This window comes from Halopseudomonas pachastrellae, from assembly GCF_900114765.1.
Lineage (GTDB): Bacteria > Pseudomonadota > Gammaproteobacteria > Pseudomonadales > Pseudomonadaceae > Halopseudomonas > Halopseudomonas pachastrellae.
In genome coordinates this window covers 102476-120000 of record NZ_FOUD01000010.1, presented here as the reverse complement: position 1 = coordinate 120000, position 17525 = coordinate 102476, and the positions used below count along the sequence as shown (strand labels likewise).

At 63.1% G+C, this 17525-nt stretch carries 15 protein-coding genes; 12 read left to right on the top strand and 3 right to left on the bottom strand.

The window, feature by feature from the left end; genetic code table 11:
- Position 1: 1 nt before the first annotated feature.
- The 3 genes from BM116_RS09650 to BM116_RS09640 are packed head-to-tail and all read right to left on the bottom strand — an operon-like array spanning position 2 to position 1910.
- The gene (locus BM116_RS09650; protein WP_083724279.1) at positions 2 to 940 is read right to left on the bottom strand and encodes a L,D-transpeptidase family protein; all 939 of its coding nucleotides are present in this window, start codon (positions 938 to 940) and stop codon (positions 2 to 4) included.
- Complete coding sequence (locus BM116_RS18840) at positions 940 to 1272, bottom strand: hypothetical protein (RefSeq protein WP_175494035.1); 333 nt, start codon at positions 1270 to 1272, stop codon at positions 940 to 942. The genes BM116_RS09650 and BM116_RS18840 overlap by 1 nt, the downstream gene beginning before the upstream one ends.
- Positions 1269 to 1910: an arylesterase gene (locus BM116_RS09640; protein WP_211276240.1), complete on the bottom strand. Its 642-nt coding sequence runs from the start codon at positions 1908 to 1910 to the stop codon at positions 1269 to 1271. Before BM116_RS09640 ends, BM116_RS18840 begins: the two co-directional genes overlap by 4 nt.
- Positions 1911 to 1923: 13 nt before the next feature.
- Here BM116_RS09640 and BM116_RS09635 point away from each other — a divergent pair, with 13 nt between their 5' ends.
- The 12 genes from BM116_RS09635 (at position 1924) to rbbA (ending at position 17524) form a co-directional block, all read left to right on the top strand.
- Positions 1924 to 2607: an ABC transporter ATP-binding protein gene (locus BM116_RS09635; RefSeq protein ID WP_083724273.1), complete on the top strand. Its 684-nt coding sequence runs from the start codon at positions 1924 to 1926 to the stop codon at positions 2605 to 2607.
- Positions 2604 to 5132: an ABC transporter permease gene (locus tag BM116_RS09630; RefSeq protein WP_083724271.1), complete on the top strand. Its 2529-nt coding sequence runs from the start codon at positions 2604 to 2606 to the stop codon at positions 5130 to 5132. The genes BM116_RS09635 and BM116_RS09630 overlap by 4 nt, the downstream gene beginning before the upstream one ends.
- Before the next feature lie 3 nt (positions 5133 to 5135).
- The gene (gene greB / locus BM116_RS09625) at positions 5136 to 5630 is read left to right on the top strand and encodes a transcription elongation factor GreB (protein ID WP_083724269.1); all 495 of its coding nucleotides are present in this window, start codon (positions 5136 to 5138) and stop codon (positions 5628 to 5630) included.
- Positions 5631 to 5727: 97 nt separating this feature from the next.
- Positions 5728 to 7317, top strand: a complete 1590-nt coding sequence (locus BM116_RS09620) for an AAA family ATPase (protein WP_083724267.1) — start codon at positions 5728 to 5730, stop codon at positions 7315 to 7317.
- A 1-nt stretch (position 7318) separates the two neighbouring features.
- Positions 7319 to 8251: a hypothetical protein gene (locus tag BM116_RS09615; RefSeq protein WP_083724265.1), complete on the top strand. Its 933-nt coding sequence runs from the start codon at positions 7319 to 7321 to the stop codon at positions 8249 to 8251.
- Positions 8248 to 10020 carry a vWA domain-containing protein gene (locus tag BM116_RS09610; RefSeq protein WP_083724263.1) on the top strand — a complete coding sequence of 591 codons (1773 nt, stop codon included), beginning with the start codon at positions 8248 to 8250 and terminating at the stop codon, positions 10018 to 10020. Before BM116_RS09615 ends, BM116_RS09610 begins: the two co-directional genes overlap by 4 nt.
- Positions 10017 to 10586, top strand: coding sequence for a hypothetical protein (locus BM116_RS09605; protein ID WP_139056941.1), 570 nt, complete (start codon positions 10017 to 10019; stop codon positions 10584 to 10586). The genes BM116_RS09610 and BM116_RS09605 overlap by 4 nt, the downstream gene beginning before the upstream one ends.
- Complete coding sequence (locus tag BM116_RS09600; RefSeq protein ID WP_083724259.1) at positions 10583 to 11926, top strand: phenylacetate--CoA ligase family protein; 1344 nt, start codon at positions 10583 to 10585, stop codon at positions 11924 to 11926. Before BM116_RS09605 ends, BM116_RS09600 begins: the two co-directional genes overlap by 4 nt.
- Entirely contained in the window at positions 11923 to 12507 is a 585-nt protein-coding gene (gene pnuC, locus BM116_RS09595) for a nicotinamide riboside transporter PnuC (protein ID WP_083724257.1), read from the top strand. The genes BM116_RS09600 and pnuC overlap by 4 nt, the downstream gene beginning before the upstream one ends.
- Positions 12480 to 13505 (top strand): AAA family ATPase, encoded by a 1026-nt coding sequence (locus BM116_RS09590; RefSeq protein ID WP_083724255.1) that lies wholly within the window; start codon positions 12480 to 12482, stop codon positions 13503 to 13505. The genes pnuC and BM116_RS09590 overlap by 28 nt, the downstream gene beginning before the upstream one ends.
- A gap of 213 nt (positions 13506 to 13718) precedes the next feature.
- On the top strand, positions 13719 to 14792 hold the full coding sequence (locus BM116_RS09585; RefSeq protein WP_083724253.1) for an HlyD family secretion protein: 1074 nt from the start codon (positions 13719 to 13721) through the stop codon (positions 14790 to 14792).
- A gap of 2 nt (positions 14793 to 14794) precedes the next feature.
- Positions 14795 to 17524: a ribosome-associated ATPase/putative transporter RbbA gene (rbbA, locus tag BM116_RS09580; RefSeq protein ID WP_083724251.1), complete on the top strand. Its 2730-nt coding sequence runs from the start codon at positions 14795 to 14797 to the stop codon at positions 17522 to 17524.
- Position 17525 lies beyond the last annotated feature (1 nt).

Here is a 17525-nt window from a genome sequence, read left to right as displayed (position 1 = left end):
ATCACATGGTCCGGATAGGCTGTCCAATCACACCGGGAATGCCACTCTCGGCATATACCAAATCTCTGATCGCCTTCCAGTCCAGACGAAAACCCCGCACCTTGTCCTGCTGCTCTGCCAGCAAGCGCTGAATTGCCGCCTGCTTATCCAGCGTTGACGGCATGCCGTGCTCATCCAGTGCAGTGTGCACCTCCAGATACAGCAAACCGTCCTTGATGCCGAGCTTATAAGGCTGGTTGACGATGGTCACTGGCGTGCCGACCGGCACCTGCGGAAACAGCTCGGTAATGTCTTCGTTGCGCATGCGGAAGCAACCATGGCTGACCCGCGTGCCGATGCCAAACTTTTTGTTGGTACCGTGGATCACGTAGCCGCTCATTGCCAGGTTCATCTTGAACGGCCCCATGGGATTATCCGGCCCCGGCGGCACCACCGAGGGCAACGGGTCGCCGTTGGCTGCGTGCTCTTCCAGAATGGACTTGGGCGGATACCAGGAGGGGTTGGCCTCTTTGCGCAAAATGCGCGTTTCACCAATAGGTGAGGACCAGCCCTCGCGGCCTATGCCCACCGGGTAACTGGACACCAGCTGCGCATCCTTGTGGTAGTAGTACATGCGAAACTCGGGCAGGTTGATCACCACGCCCTCTCGCACTCCCTCGGGCAGCACATGCTCACCCGGCAGAATGATCTCGACACCCGCGCCCGGCAACCATGGGTCGACGCCGGGGTTGGCCGCCGTCATCTCCAGGTAGCCAAAACCGCGCACACTGCCAAGATCAGCGAAGGTGTCTTCGTACGCGGCCTGATAACGCTCGACCTCGCCGATCATGTCCTGCTCGGGAGACAGTATCGGGTAATCATTGGCCGTCGCCGTTGTAGCCAGCCCCGCCATCAGTGCCGCCAGCAAACCCTTTAACAGCATCGGACCTTTCATCCGCATCAGCTCCCACTCAGCATCATGTTCAAGTCAAATTGCTGCACCGGCGCAGCCTCGCTCCGCGAGCGCGACACCGTGCGTCGCTGCCCGGCTGCGCGCGCCTGGTCAGCCAACCTTACACAGGCCGGGCACAGCGTGCGCAAATCGGCTCGCGTCAGCTCCCGGTAGATCGGCCGAGACGGCAACAAGTCGGCGCACAGAGTGCGCTCGCGCGGCACATCCAGACGCAGGTTGATGTCCACCAGATGAACATGCCTGGAGTCTTCAACAAAAAGATCCAACTGCTCATCCTGCTCCACCAGACACCAGCGCCTGGCCATCCAGGATAGGCTCAATTGTCGACCTCATCCGCCGGCGGTGGCGACTGGGCCCAGTCACGAATCACCGGCCATGCATTATCCAGAATGCCCGGCTGCCCCTCTACGTTGGGGTGCACACCGTCGGCCTGCATCAGCTCGGGCTCGCCCGCCACACCCTCCAGCACAAAGGGCACCAGCGGCACCTGCTGCTGCTCGGCAACATCGCGGAAGACCTGTTCAAAAGCTCTGGTATAACGCACGCCGTAGTTGGGCGGAATGCGCATGCCAAGCAACACCACCTCTGCCCCGGCCTCGCGGGAGCGTTGGACCATGGCCGCAAGATTCTGTTGCATTTTATCGGTGGGTAGCCCGCGCAGGCCGTCGTTACCGCCCAGTTCAATCACCACCAGGTTGGGCTCATGCCGCGCCAGCAGGGCCGGCAGACGTGCCAGACCACCTGCGGTGGTGTCACCGCTGACCGAGGCATTGTGCACGTCAAAGGGCAGGTTTTGCGCCTCCAGGCGGCGCTCCAGCAGGTTTACCCAACCGTCACTGATTTCCAGACCGAAAGCGGCGCTGATACTATCACCGAGGATCAAAATCCCCTGTGCTGCTGCGGGCAGGGAGAGCAGACATAGCAACAGCCCTCCCAGCCAGTTTCTCAAGACGTTCATCAGGCCCGTTACCATGTCAGACGCTGTCGTAATTGCCCGCCACCTTAACAAAGTCGTCACCACCTCGGAAGCGCCACTGCAGATACTCTCGGACGTAAACCTGAGCATTCAGCGCGGCAGCAGTGTTGCCATTGTCGGCGCCTCGGGCTCCGGCAAGTCCACCCTGCTCAGCCTGCTCGCCGGGCTGGATCTGCCCAGCAGTGGCGAGGTGCTGCTGGCCGGACAATCCCTGACCGCACTGGATGAAGACCAACGCGCCGCCCTGCGCGGTCTGGAAGTAGGTTTCGTGTTCCAGTCCTTTCAGCTGCTGGACAGCCTCAACGCGGTTGAAAACGTGATGTTGCCGCTGGAGCTGGCCGGCCGTCGTGATGCCCGTCAGCATGCGACCGAGCTGCTTGAGCGCGTCGGCCTCAAGGCGCGTATCAGTCATTATCCGCAGCAACTGTCTGGCGGCGAGCAGCAGCGGGTGGCCATTGCCCGCGCCTTTGCCAGTGAGCCGGCCATTCTGTTTGCCGACGAGCCGACCGGTAATCTGGACGCCGCCACCGGCCAGAAGATCACCGATCTGCTGTTCGACCTCAACCGCGAACACGGCACCACGCTGATCCTGGTCACCCACGACGAACGCCTGGCCGCCCGCTGCGAGCGTGCCCTGCACATGCAGGCAGGCCAACTGCAAGCGGAGCAAGCTGTATGAACAGCGCGCCGTTGGCCAGCCTCGCCTGGCGCCTGTTGCGCCGAGAATGGCGCGCGGGGGAGCTGCGCGTCCTGCTCGGAGCGTTACTGATTGCGGTCACCATCAGCACCGCCATCAGCTTTTTCACCGAGCGGCTTGAACGCAGCATGACCGGTCAGGCCGCCGAGTTTCTCGGTGCCGACCTGGTGATCTCCTCGGGCAGCCCGCTGCCGGCCCTCTATGCCGAACAGGCCCAGAGCCAGGGGCTGCAGATCAGCCAACAGGTTGGCTTCAACAGTGTCATGGCCAGTGATGCAGCCATGCAGCTGTCCAGCGTCAAGGCGGTGGATGCAGCCTATCCGTTACGCGGCCAGATGCGCATTGCCGAGCAACCCTTTGCGGCCGAGCAGCCGGTCAGCACCGGCCCGGCAGCCGGCGAGCTGTGGATCGAGCCGCGCCTGCTCACCCAGCTGGAGTTGGAGGTGGGCGATGCGCTGGAGGTGGGCTACGCCAGCCTGACCATCAGCGCGCTACTAACCCATGAACCGGACCGCGCCGGCGACTTTTACAGCCTGACGCCGCGCGTGCTGATGAACCTGCAGGACCTGGACGCTACCGGCATCGTGCAGCCCGGCAGCCGCGTACGTTATCGCCTGCTGCTGGCTGGCAGCGATGAGCAATTGAGCGCCTATCAGCAGTGGCTGGAGGATCGCCTGGAGCCCAACCAGCGGGTCACCTCGGTCAAGGACGGCAACCGTCAGGTGGGCCGCGCACTGGGCCGAGCGGATCAGTTCCTGGGGCTGGCCAGTATCGCTGCGGTGGTGCTGGCCGGCGTTGCCGTGGCCCTGTCGGCTGGCCGCTTTGCCCTGCGCCATTTCGATACCAGCGCCATGCTGCGCTGCCTTGGGCTGTCACGCCGGCAGGTGATGCGGCTGTTTCTGTTTCAGCTGCTGTACCTGGGCGCGCTCGCCACTGCACTGGGTTTGGCCTTTGGCTGGTTTGCCCAATGGGGGCTGCTGCAGTTGCTGCGCGAGCTGCTACCCAGCAGCCTGCCCGAGCCGGGGCTGACGCCCTTGCTGGTCGGCGGCGCAACCGGGCTCTGTGCGCTGCTCGGCTTTGCCCTGCCGCCACTGCTGCGCCTGGGCCAGGTCGCCCCGCTGCGGGTCTTGCGCCGGGACCTGGCACCCATGCCGAGCAGCAGTTGGCTGATCTATGGCCTGGCGCTGGCTGTGCTCAGCCTGCTGATGTGGCAGTTTACCGGTGACCTGCAGATCACCCTGGCGATGATCTTTGGCGGCGCGGCGGCGGCGCTGGTGCTGGGCCTGCTGGCCTGGCTGCTGCTGCGCAGCGTTGCCGGTAAACTGCACAACCTTAGCCTGGCCTGGCGCCTGGGCAGTGGCGAGCTGCTCAAACGCCCGGCCGCAGCGGCAACGCAGATTCTCGCCTTTGGCCTGATCTTCATGAGCATGCTGGTGGTACTGATTCTGCGCACGGAGCTGCTCAGCGACTGGCAGGATCAACTGCCGGCCGATGCGCCCAACCACTTTGCACTGAATATCCTGCCCAGCGAGCAACAGGCCTTTGCCGAGCAGCTGGAGCAGATAGGTGCGCACAGCGCGCCCCTCTACCCAGTTACGCCGGGGCGCCTGGTCAGCATCAATGGTGAGCCGGTGCGCCAGGAGGTCAGCAAGGAAGCAGAAGCTGACGGCCAGCGCGGCGAACAGGACCGCGGCACCCGCGCCATCAACCGCGACCTCAGCCTGACCTGGTCTGCCACACTGCCGCCCGACAACCAGTTGACCGCCGGCCAGTGGTGGAACGACAGCACGCCGGACAATGCCGTGTCGATCGAATCCGAGTTGGCGGAGAGTCTGGGCGTTGGCCTAGGCGATGAGCTGGGTTTTGTTATCGAGGGCCAGGCCCTGAGCGCTACCATTACCAGCATTCGCCAGGTCGAGTGGGACAACTTTACGCCCAACTTCTATATGGTATTTGCCCCCGGCGTGCTGGATGGCCTGCCCGCCACCCTGCTCACCAGCTTCCATCTGCCCACCAGCGAGCGTGCATCGCTGCGCGGGCTGACCCGCCAGTTTCCGGCGATGACATTGCTTGAAGTGGAGCCCGTGCTGGAGCAGATTCGCGGCATCCTCAAGCAGGTCACCCTGGCGGTCGAGTACGTGCTGGTCTTTGTCCTGCTGGCTGGCCTGGCTGTGCTGTTTGCCGCGCTGCAGGCAACGCTGGATCAGCGTTTGTACCAGGGCGCACTGCTGCGCACCCTGGGCGCGGAACGGGCGCTGCTGCGCCGGGCTACATGGCTGGAGTTTTTGCTGCTGGGGCTGCTGGCAGGTGTCATGGCCGTGGTGGCAGCCGAGCTGGCTACCTGGGCGCTCTACCGTCTTGCACTTGAGCTGGACTGGTCGCCACACCTACTGTTCTGGCTGCTCACACCACTGGTGGCTGCACTGCTGATAGGCTGCGCTGGCGTCTGGGGTACCCGTGCCGTAGTGCGCCAGAGCCCCATGCGTCTGATCAGCAGGGGCGCCTGAGCTATGAGCCGTTACCGTCCACCACGCCGCGCCGGCACCCCGCTTATCACCGCGGCGGGCGCCGCGCGGCTACGCGAAGAACTTGATGAGCTGTGGCTGCGCAAGCGCCCAGCCGTTACCCAGGCCGTCAGCGAGGCCGCTGCGCTGGGCGACCGCTCGGAGAACGCCGAGTACATATATGGCAAGAAGATGCTGCGTGAGATCGACAGCCGCGTGCGCTTTTTGCGCAAACGCCTGGAAGCACTCAAGGTAGTGGACCAGCCTCCGAGCGACCCCAGCCGCATCTACTTCAGCGCTCATATCGAACTGGAAGACGAAGACGGCAAGATACTGAAGCTGCGCATCGTCGGCCCTGACGAGATCGACCCCAAGCAGCAACACATCAGCATCGACAGCCCCATGGCTCGCGCCCTGCTAGGCAAGCAGCTGGACGACGAAGTCTGCGTTATGGCACCTGGCGGTGAGCGCCTTTATTGGGTCACCGACATCCGTTACTGACGGTCAGTGGATAGCGCGCCGGTGACGCGGCGCACAACCCGGCGCGGGCCATCTCTGGCATACTGCCGTCCTGTTTTGCAGTCAGAGCCGGCTCTTCATGAAAGGATTCAACCCGTTCTCCCGTATCTCGGCGTCGCCCACCCGCCCCGCCGCGCAATCGACATCGAGCGCCAGCTTTGATGTAGCAGCGTTGGTCAACGGCCCCTTTGGTGATCCGGATCAGGCTGTGCAGCCGGCATCCGTTGCGCTCGCTGAAAAACTGCGGCAAGCCTACTTCTGGATCGTCAATCACGCGGTCATCAGCCCGCACTACGATGTGGAGTACAACCTCTCGCCGCCGCAGCCGATCCAGTTTGGGGACAGCCAGACACCGCTCTACCTGCCGACCGATCAGAGCTATTCCAGCTTTATTTTGCTGCCGATTCTGACCTTTGCCGCGCGGCGAAAATGCCTGTTCATCGGCGGCCCCGGCCGCGGCAAAACTGCCTCGGCGTTGCTCATGGGCCTGCTGGCCGGATACAGCCCCAAGCAAGTACGCCGAGCGATGCAGCACGGCCACCCGCAGATGACCGTGGCAGATCTGCTGGGCAACCCGATGCCCATGGATATCATGAAGGCAGAGGAGCAATCGGATATCCGCATCAGCTGGCGCAGCTGGCTGGACATGCGGGTCAAGATTGTCGACGAGTACAACCGCATCCCCACCCGCACCCAGAGCGCCCTGCTGACCGTGATGGGCGACAACTACGCCGAGATGTTCAATCAGATCCACGAGTGCCCGCCCGCGGCCTGGTACCTGACCGCTAACGATGATCAGGGCGGCGGCACGTATCCGGTGATTGAGGCCCTCAAAGACCGTATCGACGTCGTGGTGCAGGCGCTGCCGTTCAACCCGCGCTTTCTCGACGAGCTGCTGATCCGTATCGAAGAAGGCGTTGATCCGGCGGACTGCCTGCCGGACGTACTGCAGTTCAGCGAAGCGGATATGGCACAGATGGAAGCCGACATCCGCGCGGTCAACCTGCCGCCAGCCCTGCGCCAGCGCCTTGAATTCTTCGCCAGCCAGTTCGAATTCAGCGAATACTCAGGGCAGCAGTTCGAGTACAAGAGCAAAGACACCTCACGCCTGGCCGGCGTGGCCCGGCACCAGTTGGCGATGCTCGAAAACGGCCGCGACCGTCTCGCCGATCTGGGTTGCCAGACCCGCAACGGGCTGTCGGTGCGCAGTCTGATGTCGTTGATCGTCTACGCCAAAGCCATGGCGTATTTCCGCGGCAATAGCGAGGTCGAGCTGAATGACCTGACCCAGATGCTACCCTTCGTGCTGCACTCTCACCTGTTTGCCGATGAAGACGCGCCGTTCTTCCAGCAACCGGAGAATGCCGCCTTCCTGAGCGACAAGATCGGCTGGTTGCGTCATCTGTTCCAGCTCAGCTGTCGCGAGTTCGAGCGTCAGGGCCGCCACCGCAACGACGAGGTCGCCGCGCTCAAGGCCGAGATGGATGAAGGGCTCGAGGGGCTGTCACTCAAGGAGTGCCGCAAACGCCTGCAACGCATTGAGCGCACACTGCAACAACTGGCCACCGGCAACAAACTGTCCGGCGCAGTGCACGACGACGCCATGACGCTGAAATACCTGCACCAGCGCTACAGCAACTACCAGCGCTGGCTGACCAGTCAGAGCTGACATGCGCTCCGATTGGCTCGCACAGTATCTGGTCCAGCAGGCAGATGCGCTCAATCATGCCTATCGCCTGGCGCGCCAGGGCGATCAGGCCGAGTTTGCCCGCTGCTTCAGCGGCTTTGTGCTGGATGCGCTCGACCCGCTGCTGCTGGCTCTGGAACCCTGGCCGGCAGCCAACAAGGCCGCGCTGGCCCAGACTGCCTATCAGGTAGGCCTGACGCTGGTGCGCCGCGGCTGGCTGGCCGCAGAGCAACGCGCCTTGACCGTCGAGTTGTTTACCACGGTCCTGCCCAGCTGGCTCGCGCCTTATCCGGCTGACGCCCCCAGGCTGCTGGTGCAACTGCTCAATACCCTTTCTCACCTGCCATCAGCCGCGCAGCGCGGCATACTGCTGGAGCAATGGCAACGCTGCAACCCTTCGCCGGATGCCACACCGGACCATCTGCTGGTACTCGGCTGGATGGCCGGCCTCCCGGAGTTTCGCAGCGCCGCCGTGACCGCACTCAGCCGTCAGCCCGCGCTGGCCGAACACCTGCACTTGGGCGAGCCTGAGCAGCTTGCCCACCCCTGGTGGCAAGGCACGACTGCCGGCTGGCGGACAGCGCCGCTGGAGCTGGGCGCATCAACCTGGTTGGGGGGCGAGTTTTCGGCGCTGCCGGTGCTGCTGGTCGCAGCAGATCAGACGCTGATTCAGGCCGGTAATGACTGCTGGCAGCTACACGCCGACGCCTGGGGGCACAAATTACTTGCCCATACGCCGGAGCACGCCGACCCCGTTTCAATTCAGGACTTGCAGCAATTGCCGCCCGGCCTGAGCGAGAACTGGCGCAGTTTCGATCTGGCGCGGCAATGCCTCGAGCGCCGGTACGATTGGGTCGTCAGCTTCCACAACAGTTTCCGCATCATGATCATCCCCAAAGTCGGTGGCCAGCCATGAGCGCAGATCCGCAGCTGGATCATTGGCAAGCCCAATGGCAACGCGCCTTGCAGCTCTGGAGCGATCACCTGCAACTGCAGGAGCCGCTCTGGCTGTTTGACGTGCAGGCCGCCACCGAAGCCGGGCTGACCGACAGCTTTGCCGCCATTCGCCTGACCTCGCAACGGGTCATGGTGAACCTGCAGGACATTACCCAGCGCGGGCTGGACGACTATGCGCTTGAGGTCCTGGCCCACGAAATCGGTCACCACGTCTATGCGCCTGCCAACATGACCCAGCACCTGCAACTGTTGGCGGTCATTCGCCAAGCGTTGCCGGGCAGCGAGCAACTGGCGCCCTTGGTCGCCAATCTCTATACCGATCTGCTGATCAACCAGCACCTGCAGCGCAATACGCCCTGCCAAATGGATGCGATCTACCAGCGGCTCAAACCAGCCACCGCCACTCCTCTGTGGCAGCTATACATGCGCATCTATGAGCGTCTCTGGCAGCTGCCGCCAGAAACCCTGACCTCTGCTCCGCTCAGCAGCTCGGAGGAAGGCGACGCCTGGCTTGGCAGCCGCATCATCAAGGTCTACGCCAAGGATTGGCTGACCGGCGCCAGCCGCTTTGCCACCCTGCTGCTGCGTTATCTGCAAGACGACGAACAAGCAGCCAACGACGCATTTGGCGTGCTGGCCGATACCGCCGACGCCGGCAACGGCCACACCGGCACAGGCGTGCCCGCTCTGCCAGCAATCGACGTACTGCACCCCAGTCTCGACCCGGAGCTGAGCGAACAGACGCCGGCCACAGCTGACGCTCACGGCGATTGCAGTGCAGCTAGCGCCACGCGCTCGGCTGGCCAGGCGCTTGAGCCGCAGGAGTACTACGAGGTACTGCGCGCCGCTGGCGTCGACATCTCGCGCCACGATGCCACGGTCAACTACTACCGTGACGCTGTGCGCCCCTACCTGCTGCCATTCCCTGCCAAGTCGACACCCGCCCCCAGCGAGCCCGAACGCGAAGGCACTGCCCTGTGGGAACCAGGCAATGACCCGGCCGAGATCGACTGGTTTGCAACCCTGCTGGCCGGCGGTGATCCTATTCCCGGCATCACCACCCACAAGGCGGTATTCAGCCGCGACGGCACCGAGCAACCTCGTCATCAGGTCTGCGATCTGGACCTGTACGTGGACAGCTCCGGCTCCATGCCCAATCCGCAATATCAACTGTCCTATCCGGCGCTCGCCGGCGTGTTGCTCTGCATGTCGGCGCTGCGGGCCGGCGCACAGGTGCAGGTCACGCTCTGGAGCGGCGCACGCCAATGCCTGACAACCGACGGTTTCATTCGCGACGAGGCCGGCGCTCTGCGCATACTGACCGGCTTCTTTGGCGGCAGCACCAGCTTCCCGTTGAAATTGCTGCGCGATACCTACGCGCAGCCGCGCCGCACGCCAACGCAGGTGGTCGTGCTGTCAGATGACGGCGTCAGTTCAATGTTCGCTGATGACGAAGAAGGCACACCGGGCGCCGACATCAGCGCACGCACCTTACGTCACTGCGGCGGCGCAGGTCACTGGGTACTGGATTTGCCAATGGAGCTGGACAGCCAGACCGGACACCCCTGGCTGCAAGGCGCCTATGAGAAGATGCGCGTGGGCAGAGATCAGGGCTGGGAGGTACATCGCGTCAACGGCCTGGAGCCGATGCTCACCTTCGCCCGCCGCTTTTCGCGGCAGTACTACCAAGCCAACGACGCCACCGCGCAGCGAGCGACCCGCCCATGAGCCACCTGCAATCCGGCCCGTCCATGCTCCACCTGCATCAGCGCCTGCTGGCCTACCCCGGCGGCCCGGTGCCGATCGGTCAGGATTTAATCGCACTGCTGCATGACCTGATCGCGCGGTTGGCACCGGCCGTCACGGCGCCAACCCTGCTGCCGATTTACGACCTGCCTGAATGGGAAGAGCCGGAAGAGAGGGAGCGACCGGACACATTACTGCTGATGACCTGGCTGCTGGCGGATGACGCTTTCTGTGGCCTGACCCTGTATTCCGATGAAGTCGTCGCTCTGCTGGCATCCAGCAACGCGCTGATGGACACCACTCACCCGAATCTGAACGATGAAGACCAGCGCGAAGAGCTGATCCGCCTGACGCTCAGCGGCCTGCGCCTCAAGCCGCAGAACGAAACCGATCAGCAAGCGCAGGATCGCTTGCTGATGGTCAGCTCCAGCGAGCGGGCTCGGGTCGTCGCGGCGTCCAGAGCCGCCGAAGAGCGCGCCGAATCCATTCGAAAGGCGCTGGCAGAAAAGCGCGCCCGCGAAGCCGCCGACAAGTACACCCGCGAATGACCACACACGCTGCGGAACCCGCTCCCTGGCTCGACTCCCGGCGCCTGCCCGAACTGAGCCCACGCGCCGCACAGCGGTTGCAAGCGTGCCTGCAGCACCCGGACGCGCCCACGCTGAGCGGCCGTAGCGGCCATCATCTGGACGCAGCGGCGCTGTCCCAGTTGCAGATCGAAAAACAGCTGCTGCAATACCCGGACTCCCAATGGCTGACCAGCTTTCTCGACCATTGCCGGCGACAGGTTCCGCGCTATCGTGACTACCCTTGGCACCTTGGCTTTGACGCCCTGCCCTGTACTTCCCGGCAAGATCTGAGCAGCGACGTGGCGGCCTTTGTGCCGACAGACATTGATCCGCAGCGGTTGATCGTATTCGAGACCAGCGGCACCACCGGCCACCCCCTGCGCGTGCCGTCACTGCCGCTGGTCGCCGCGCGCTACCACTGTTTTCACGAACGCATCCTCGGCTGGCACGGCATCGATCTGCAAACCCTGCCGGGCGATACCGGCGTCATGCTGGTTGGTGATCAACAGCGTTGTTTCACCTATGCGTCGGTGTTGCCCTACTGGGATGACAAGGTACTGCTCAAGCTCAACATGAATCCGGCTGACTGGCCCAGCGCCGCCGCGCGTGGACGCTATCTGGACAGGGTCAAACCGCTGCTGATGACCGGCGATCCGCGCAGCCTGAGTACGCTACTGACGATTGAATTCGACCACCAGCCTGCCGCCATTTTGTCGACCTCCATGACCCTGCTGGACGGCCTCAAGGCACGCTTGAGCGAGCGTTTTGCCTGCCCGGTCATCAACCTCTATTCAATGAACGAAGCGGGCCCCATTGCCGCCTGCGACGGCAGCGGCAACGGCCTGCGTCTAGTGCAAAGCACGCTCAAGGTCGAGCTGCTCGACCGTCAAGGCCGCGCCGTACCCGCAGGCGAGCGCGGGGAAATCACCATCACCGGCGGCTTCAACCCCTGCATGCCGCTGCTGCGCTATCGCACCGGTGACTATGCCCGCCTGTACCAAAGCCCCGAAGGACACCAGTACCTGCAGCAACTGGACGGTCGCCCACCGGTGCGCTTTCACGCCGCTGGCCGCTGGCTCAACAACGTCGACATCACCCATCTGATGCAGCCGTTTGAACTGGCCCAGTATCAGCTGCACCAACTAGCCGATGGCAATCTGGTGCTGCGCCTGCAGGGCAGCACTGATGAGCAGGCCCTGCGCCGTGCAATTGCCGGTACCTTTGGTCAGGATTGCGGCCTCAGCATCGAGCCCTTCCCGCTCGGCATCGACAAACTGATTCAATACACCAGCGACTATCCCGGAGCCCACGAAGGATGAGCAGTCTTACCCTGCTGGAATACAGCGCCAACGCCTTCTTTCTGATCAGCGTCTTCCTCGCCGCCCGCAATCATCGCCACACCTGGACCCTGGGCATCGTGGGCTGCGTGCTGTTTGCCGTTTTGTTCTTTCAGGTGCAACTGTACGCGGACGCCACACTGATGCTGTTCTACATCGGCACCAGTGTCATCGGCTGGCGGCAATGGCAGCGCGGCGCCAGCGCCGAGGCGATCAGCCGCAGCTCCTGGTCGCAACTCGCGCTCTACCTGTTAATCGCCGTGGCAACGCTGCTGGGTTACGGCTCACTGCTGCACCTGCACACCGATGCCTACGCGCCCTTCGTCGACTCCGCAGTGCTGACCTTCAGCGTGACTGCCCAGCTGCTGCTGATGAAACGACGCATTGAAACCTGGTGGTTCTGGCTGATCGTCAACACCATCGCTGTCCCGCTGTATGCCTCGCGCGAGCTGATGCTGACCTCCATGGTGTATGTCGGCTTCTGGATCAACGCCTGCTATGGGCTGTGGCGCTGGCACCGAGAACTGAGCAAAGCATGTCAAAGCACTACCGAACCGGCTTAGTCGTCGGCAAGTTTTCGCCGCTGCACAGCGGCCACAGGTACTTGATCGACACCGCGACCGCGGCCTGCGATCAGCTACTCATCCTGAGCTATTCACGGCCGGAGTTTGCCGGCTGCACCAGTGCCTTGCGCCAGCAATGGCTCAATGACGGCTGGCCGCAGCATCAATGCGTGGTGCTCGACGCCGCGCAGGCCTGCCGGCTTGGGCTGGTAATGCCTGATAACAATGCCAGCGATCTGCAGCAGCGACAGTTCTGTGCAGAGCTGATTGATCGCACGTTTGGCCAGCCCATAGACGTCGTATTCAGCAGTGAAGACTACGGACAAGGGTTTGCCGACCACCTTGCCCAGCACTGGCAACGGCCGGTGGCGTCAGTGCTGCTCGACCGTGACCGTATTCGCCACCCCGTCAGCGGTACCGCCTTGCGTGCGGCCCCCAGCGCCCGCTGGCAAACCACTGACGTCTTGACCACCCAACGCTGCCAACGCATCGCCCTGATCGGCGCAGAGTCCACCGGCAAGACCAGCCTCGGGCTATGGCTGGCGCAGCAGCGCGGCTGGCACTGGGTCGCCGAATTCGGCCGCCAGCATTGGGAAGATTGCGGCGGCGTGCTTAGCTCTGACGATCTGCTGACCATCGCCCGCACCCAGGTTGAACTGGAAGACAAAGCCGTTGCCCTCGCATCCAGCGAGGGACACAGCGCGGTGATCTGCGATACCACCCCGCTGACCACGCTGATATACCACCAAATGATGTTTCCTGAGCCGCCTCCAGCCGAGCTGATCGCATTGGCCGAACGCCCTTATCATCAGCTCTGGCTGTGTGCGGCTGACTTTCCAATGGTGCAAGACGGCACCCGCAGCCCCGAGGCATTTCGTCAGCAGCAACAGGCGCTGTACGAGTCAGAACTGACCAACAGGCAGCTCGACACATTGCGGTTATCCGGGCCGCTTGAGCAGAGACGCGCACAGCTACTGCGTAACGTCTCGGCCGACTGACGGCAGCCAACCGCAAGAGCAGGTCACAAAACGCCGATCTAGACGGCCCCAAGGCTTGAACACAGGCCTCCGGACAAGATACTTTGGCTCAGAAGCGAGACAGTGCTCAAGCGCATTGACCAGCATCAACACCCCTCGCCCCGGTATTTTCTAGAATGGATTTCGTAGCAGCGATCATCCGTGATCTGCCCGCATACAGGAAAAGGAATCACCGTGCAGAAACCTCCCCGCAAGCTCGTTCGTGGCCTGGTGGCCGCCGCCATCCTCATTGCCCTTGCCGTTGTCGCCTGGATTGAGCTCAAACCCTCCGGGTATGGCGACGGATTCGTCAGCGGCAATGGCCGCATCGAAGCAACCGAAATCAACGTCGCCACCAAGCTCGGCGGTCGCGTCGCCCGCATCCTGGTCGACGAAGGCGACTTTGTTGATACCGGCGACGTACTCGCCGAGATGGACACCACCACCCTGCAGGCGCAGTTGCAGCAGGCCCAGGCCCAGTCCAGACAGGCAGAAAACGCCATTCAAACCGCGCAGGCGCTGGTCAGCCAGCGCGAAAGCGAACACGCCACCGCCGAGGCGCTGTTGCTGCAACGCCAGGCTGAATCCAATGCTGCGCAGAAACGCTATGACCGTATCAAAGTGCTGGTGCAGCGCAATGCGATGTCGCGCCAGCAGCTGGACGACGCAGAGGCCGCGCTGCAAAGTGCGCAAGCGGCCGTTGCGTCCGCACGGGCGCAAATCTTGTCGGCCGAGGCCGGTATCGCCGCTGCGCGCTCACAGGTGATCGGTGCCGAATCAGCGCTGGACGCTGCCCGCGCCGCCGTCGACCGCATCGCCGCCGATATCACCGACAGCACCCTAAGCGCCGACCGTCATGCCCGCGTGCAATTCCGCACTGTAGAGCCGGGTGAAGTGCTCGGCGCCGGCGGACGTGTGCTCAACCTGGTTGATCTGACCGACGTCTACATGACCTTCTTCCTGCCGGAACGGCTGGCTGGCCGGGTTGCCATGGGTTCTGACGCTCGCATCATCATCGATGCTGCGCCTGAGTACGTCATCCCCGCTACCGTCAGCTATGTGGCCAGCGTCGCCCAGTTCACGCCCAAGTCGGTCGAGACCGAACAGGAACGCGAGAAGATGATGTTCCGCATCCGCGCGCGCATCGACCCAGCCCTGCTGGAGGAGCACATCGAACAGGTCAAGACCGGCCTGCCCGGCGTCGCCTGGCTGAAGCTGGACGCCGACGCCGACTGGCCGGCGGAACTTGAAGTCAACGTCGGACACTGAGCATGGACGCGCACGATCCGGTCGCCAGACTGGACGGTATCAGCCTGCAATACGGCAAGGTAACCGCCCTTGATACCCTGACGCTGGAGTTACCGGCCGGCTGCATGGTTGGCCTGATCGGCCCCGACGGCGTGGGTAAATCCAGCCTGCTCTCACTGGTGGCCGGCGCGCGCCGCCTGCAGCAGGGGCAACTTCAGGTGTTGGGCGGCGATATGCGCAGCGCCGGCCATCGCCGCCGTGTCTGCCCGCGCATTGCCTTTATGCCACAGGGCCTCGGTAAAAACCTCTACCCCACGCTGAGTGTCGCGGAGAACCTGGAGTTCTTCGGTCGTTTATTCAACCAGGACCGGCAGGAGCGCCAGGCCAGGATCAGCGATCTGCTCGCCAGCACCGGCATGAGCCGCTTTATTGATCGCCCGGCAGGCAAGCTGTCGGGCGGCATGAAGCAAAAGCTGGGGCTGTGCTGCGCACTGATTCACGACCCGGACCTGTTGATCCTGGATGAACCTACAACCGGCGTCGACCCGCTGTCACGCAGCCAGTTCTGGGATCTGATTCGGCGCATTCGCGCCAGTCGACCGCAGATGAGCGTGCTGATTGCCAGCGCCTATATGGATGAAGCCCAAAACTTTGACTGGCTGATCGCGATGGACGCCGGCAAGGTACTGGCTACCGGCACCCCGCAGCAGATCCTTGAGCGAACCGAGTCCAGTAGCCTTGAACAGGCCTTTGTCGCCCTGCTGCCCGAGGAAAAAAGCAGTCAGCACCAGCAACTGATCATTCCGCCGCGCGGCGAGCACAGCGGCATCGCCATCGAAGCCCACGACCTGACCCGCCGCTTTGGCGACTTTGTAGCGGTAGACAAGGTCAACTTCCGCATCGAACGCGGCGAGATCTTTGGCTTCCTCGGCTCCAACGGCTGCGGCAAGTCGACCACGATGAAGATGCTCACCGGCCTACTGCCCTTCAGCGAAGGCCAGGCCTCGGTGCTCGGCAAGCCTGTCGATCCAAACGACATGGGCGTGCGCATGCGTGTGGGCTATATGTCCCAAGCCTTCTCGCTGTACAGCGAACTGACGGTGCGCCAAAACCTGGCGCTGCATGCAAAGCTGTACCACCTGCCCGCAGAGCAAGGCCCGCAGCGCATTATTGAACTGCTGGACCAATTCAACCTGCATGAGGTGGCCGACAGCCTGCCTATGGCGTTACCGCTGGGCGTGCGCCAACGGCTGTCACTGGCGGTTGCGGTCATCCACAAGCCGGAAATCCTTATCCTTGATGAGCCGACTTCCGGCGTCGACCCGGTTGCCCGCGACATGTTCTGGGCATTGCTGGTCAAACTCTCGCGCGAAGACGGCGTGACCATATTCATCTCTACCCACTTCATGAACGAGGCCGAACGCTGCGACCGGATGTCGTTGATGCACGCCGGCAAGGTGCTCGTCAGCGGCGCGCCGCAAGCGCTGCGCCAGCAGCGCGGCAAAGCCACGCTGGAAGAGGCGTTCATCGACTGGCTGCGTGAAGCCAGCGGCCCGGATGACAGTGCGCCCGAGGTGGACACAGCTCCCGCGCCCACAACCACCGCAAACGCACCCGTCAAGGTACCACGCTTCAGCCTGCGCCGTTTGCTGAGCTACACCCGACGCGAAACCATGGAGCTGCGCCGAGACCCGGTGCGCGGTTTGCTCGCGCTGGTCGGCACGGTGTTCCTGATGCTGATCATGGGGTACGGCATCAACATGGATGTCGAGAACCTGACCTTTGCGGTGCTGGATCGCGACCAGACAACCTACAGCCACAACTATGCGCTGGAGCTGTCAGGCTCGCGCTACTTCATCGAAAAGCCGCCACTGTACAGCCATGCTGAACTCGATGAACGCATGCGCGCCGGTGACATCAGCCTGGCACTGGAAATCCCGCCCGGATTCGGCCGCGACCTGCTGCGCGGCGACGCTCCCCAAGTGGCGTACTGGGTCGATGGCGCCATGCCGATGCGCGCAGATACCCTGCGCGGTTATGCCCAGGGCATTCACCTGAACTACCTGCTGACGCTGGCCGCCCATCAGCCCACCACCTATACAACCAGCCTGGTAAACGTGGAGACGCGCTACCGCTACAACCCCGACGTTAAAAGCCTGCCAGCCATGATACCGGCCGTTATCCCGATTCTGCTGATGATGATCCCGGCCATGCTCACGGCGCTGGCGGTGGTCAGGGAAAAGGAGCTGGGCTCGATCACCAATTTCTACGTTACGCCGGTCAGCGAGCTGGAGTTTCTGCTCGGCAAGCAGCTGCCGTATGTTGCGCTGGGCTTCGTCAACTTCATCGCGCTGCTGTTGCTGGCCGTGTTTGCCTTTGACGTACCGATCAAGGGCAGCCTGGCGACGCTGCTACTCGGCGGCCTGTTTTATCTCATCTGCGCAACCGGTCTCGGGCTACTGGTGTCGTCACTGCTGAAAAGCCAGATCGCCGCGATATTCGGTACCGCCATCGCCACGCTGATTCCAGCGATTCAGTTCTCCGGCATGCTGCATCCCGTTTCAGCTATGGAGGGTGCGGGCGCGCTGATCGGCCAACTGTATCCGACCAGCCATTTCCTCATCATCACCCGAGGCGTCTTCTCCAAGGCGCTCGGCTTTGCCGATCTGTACCCGTTCTTCGGTCCCCTGCTGCTGGCTATTCCGGTGCTGACGCTCGCCAGCGTGCTTGGATTGAGCAAGCAGGAGAAGTGAC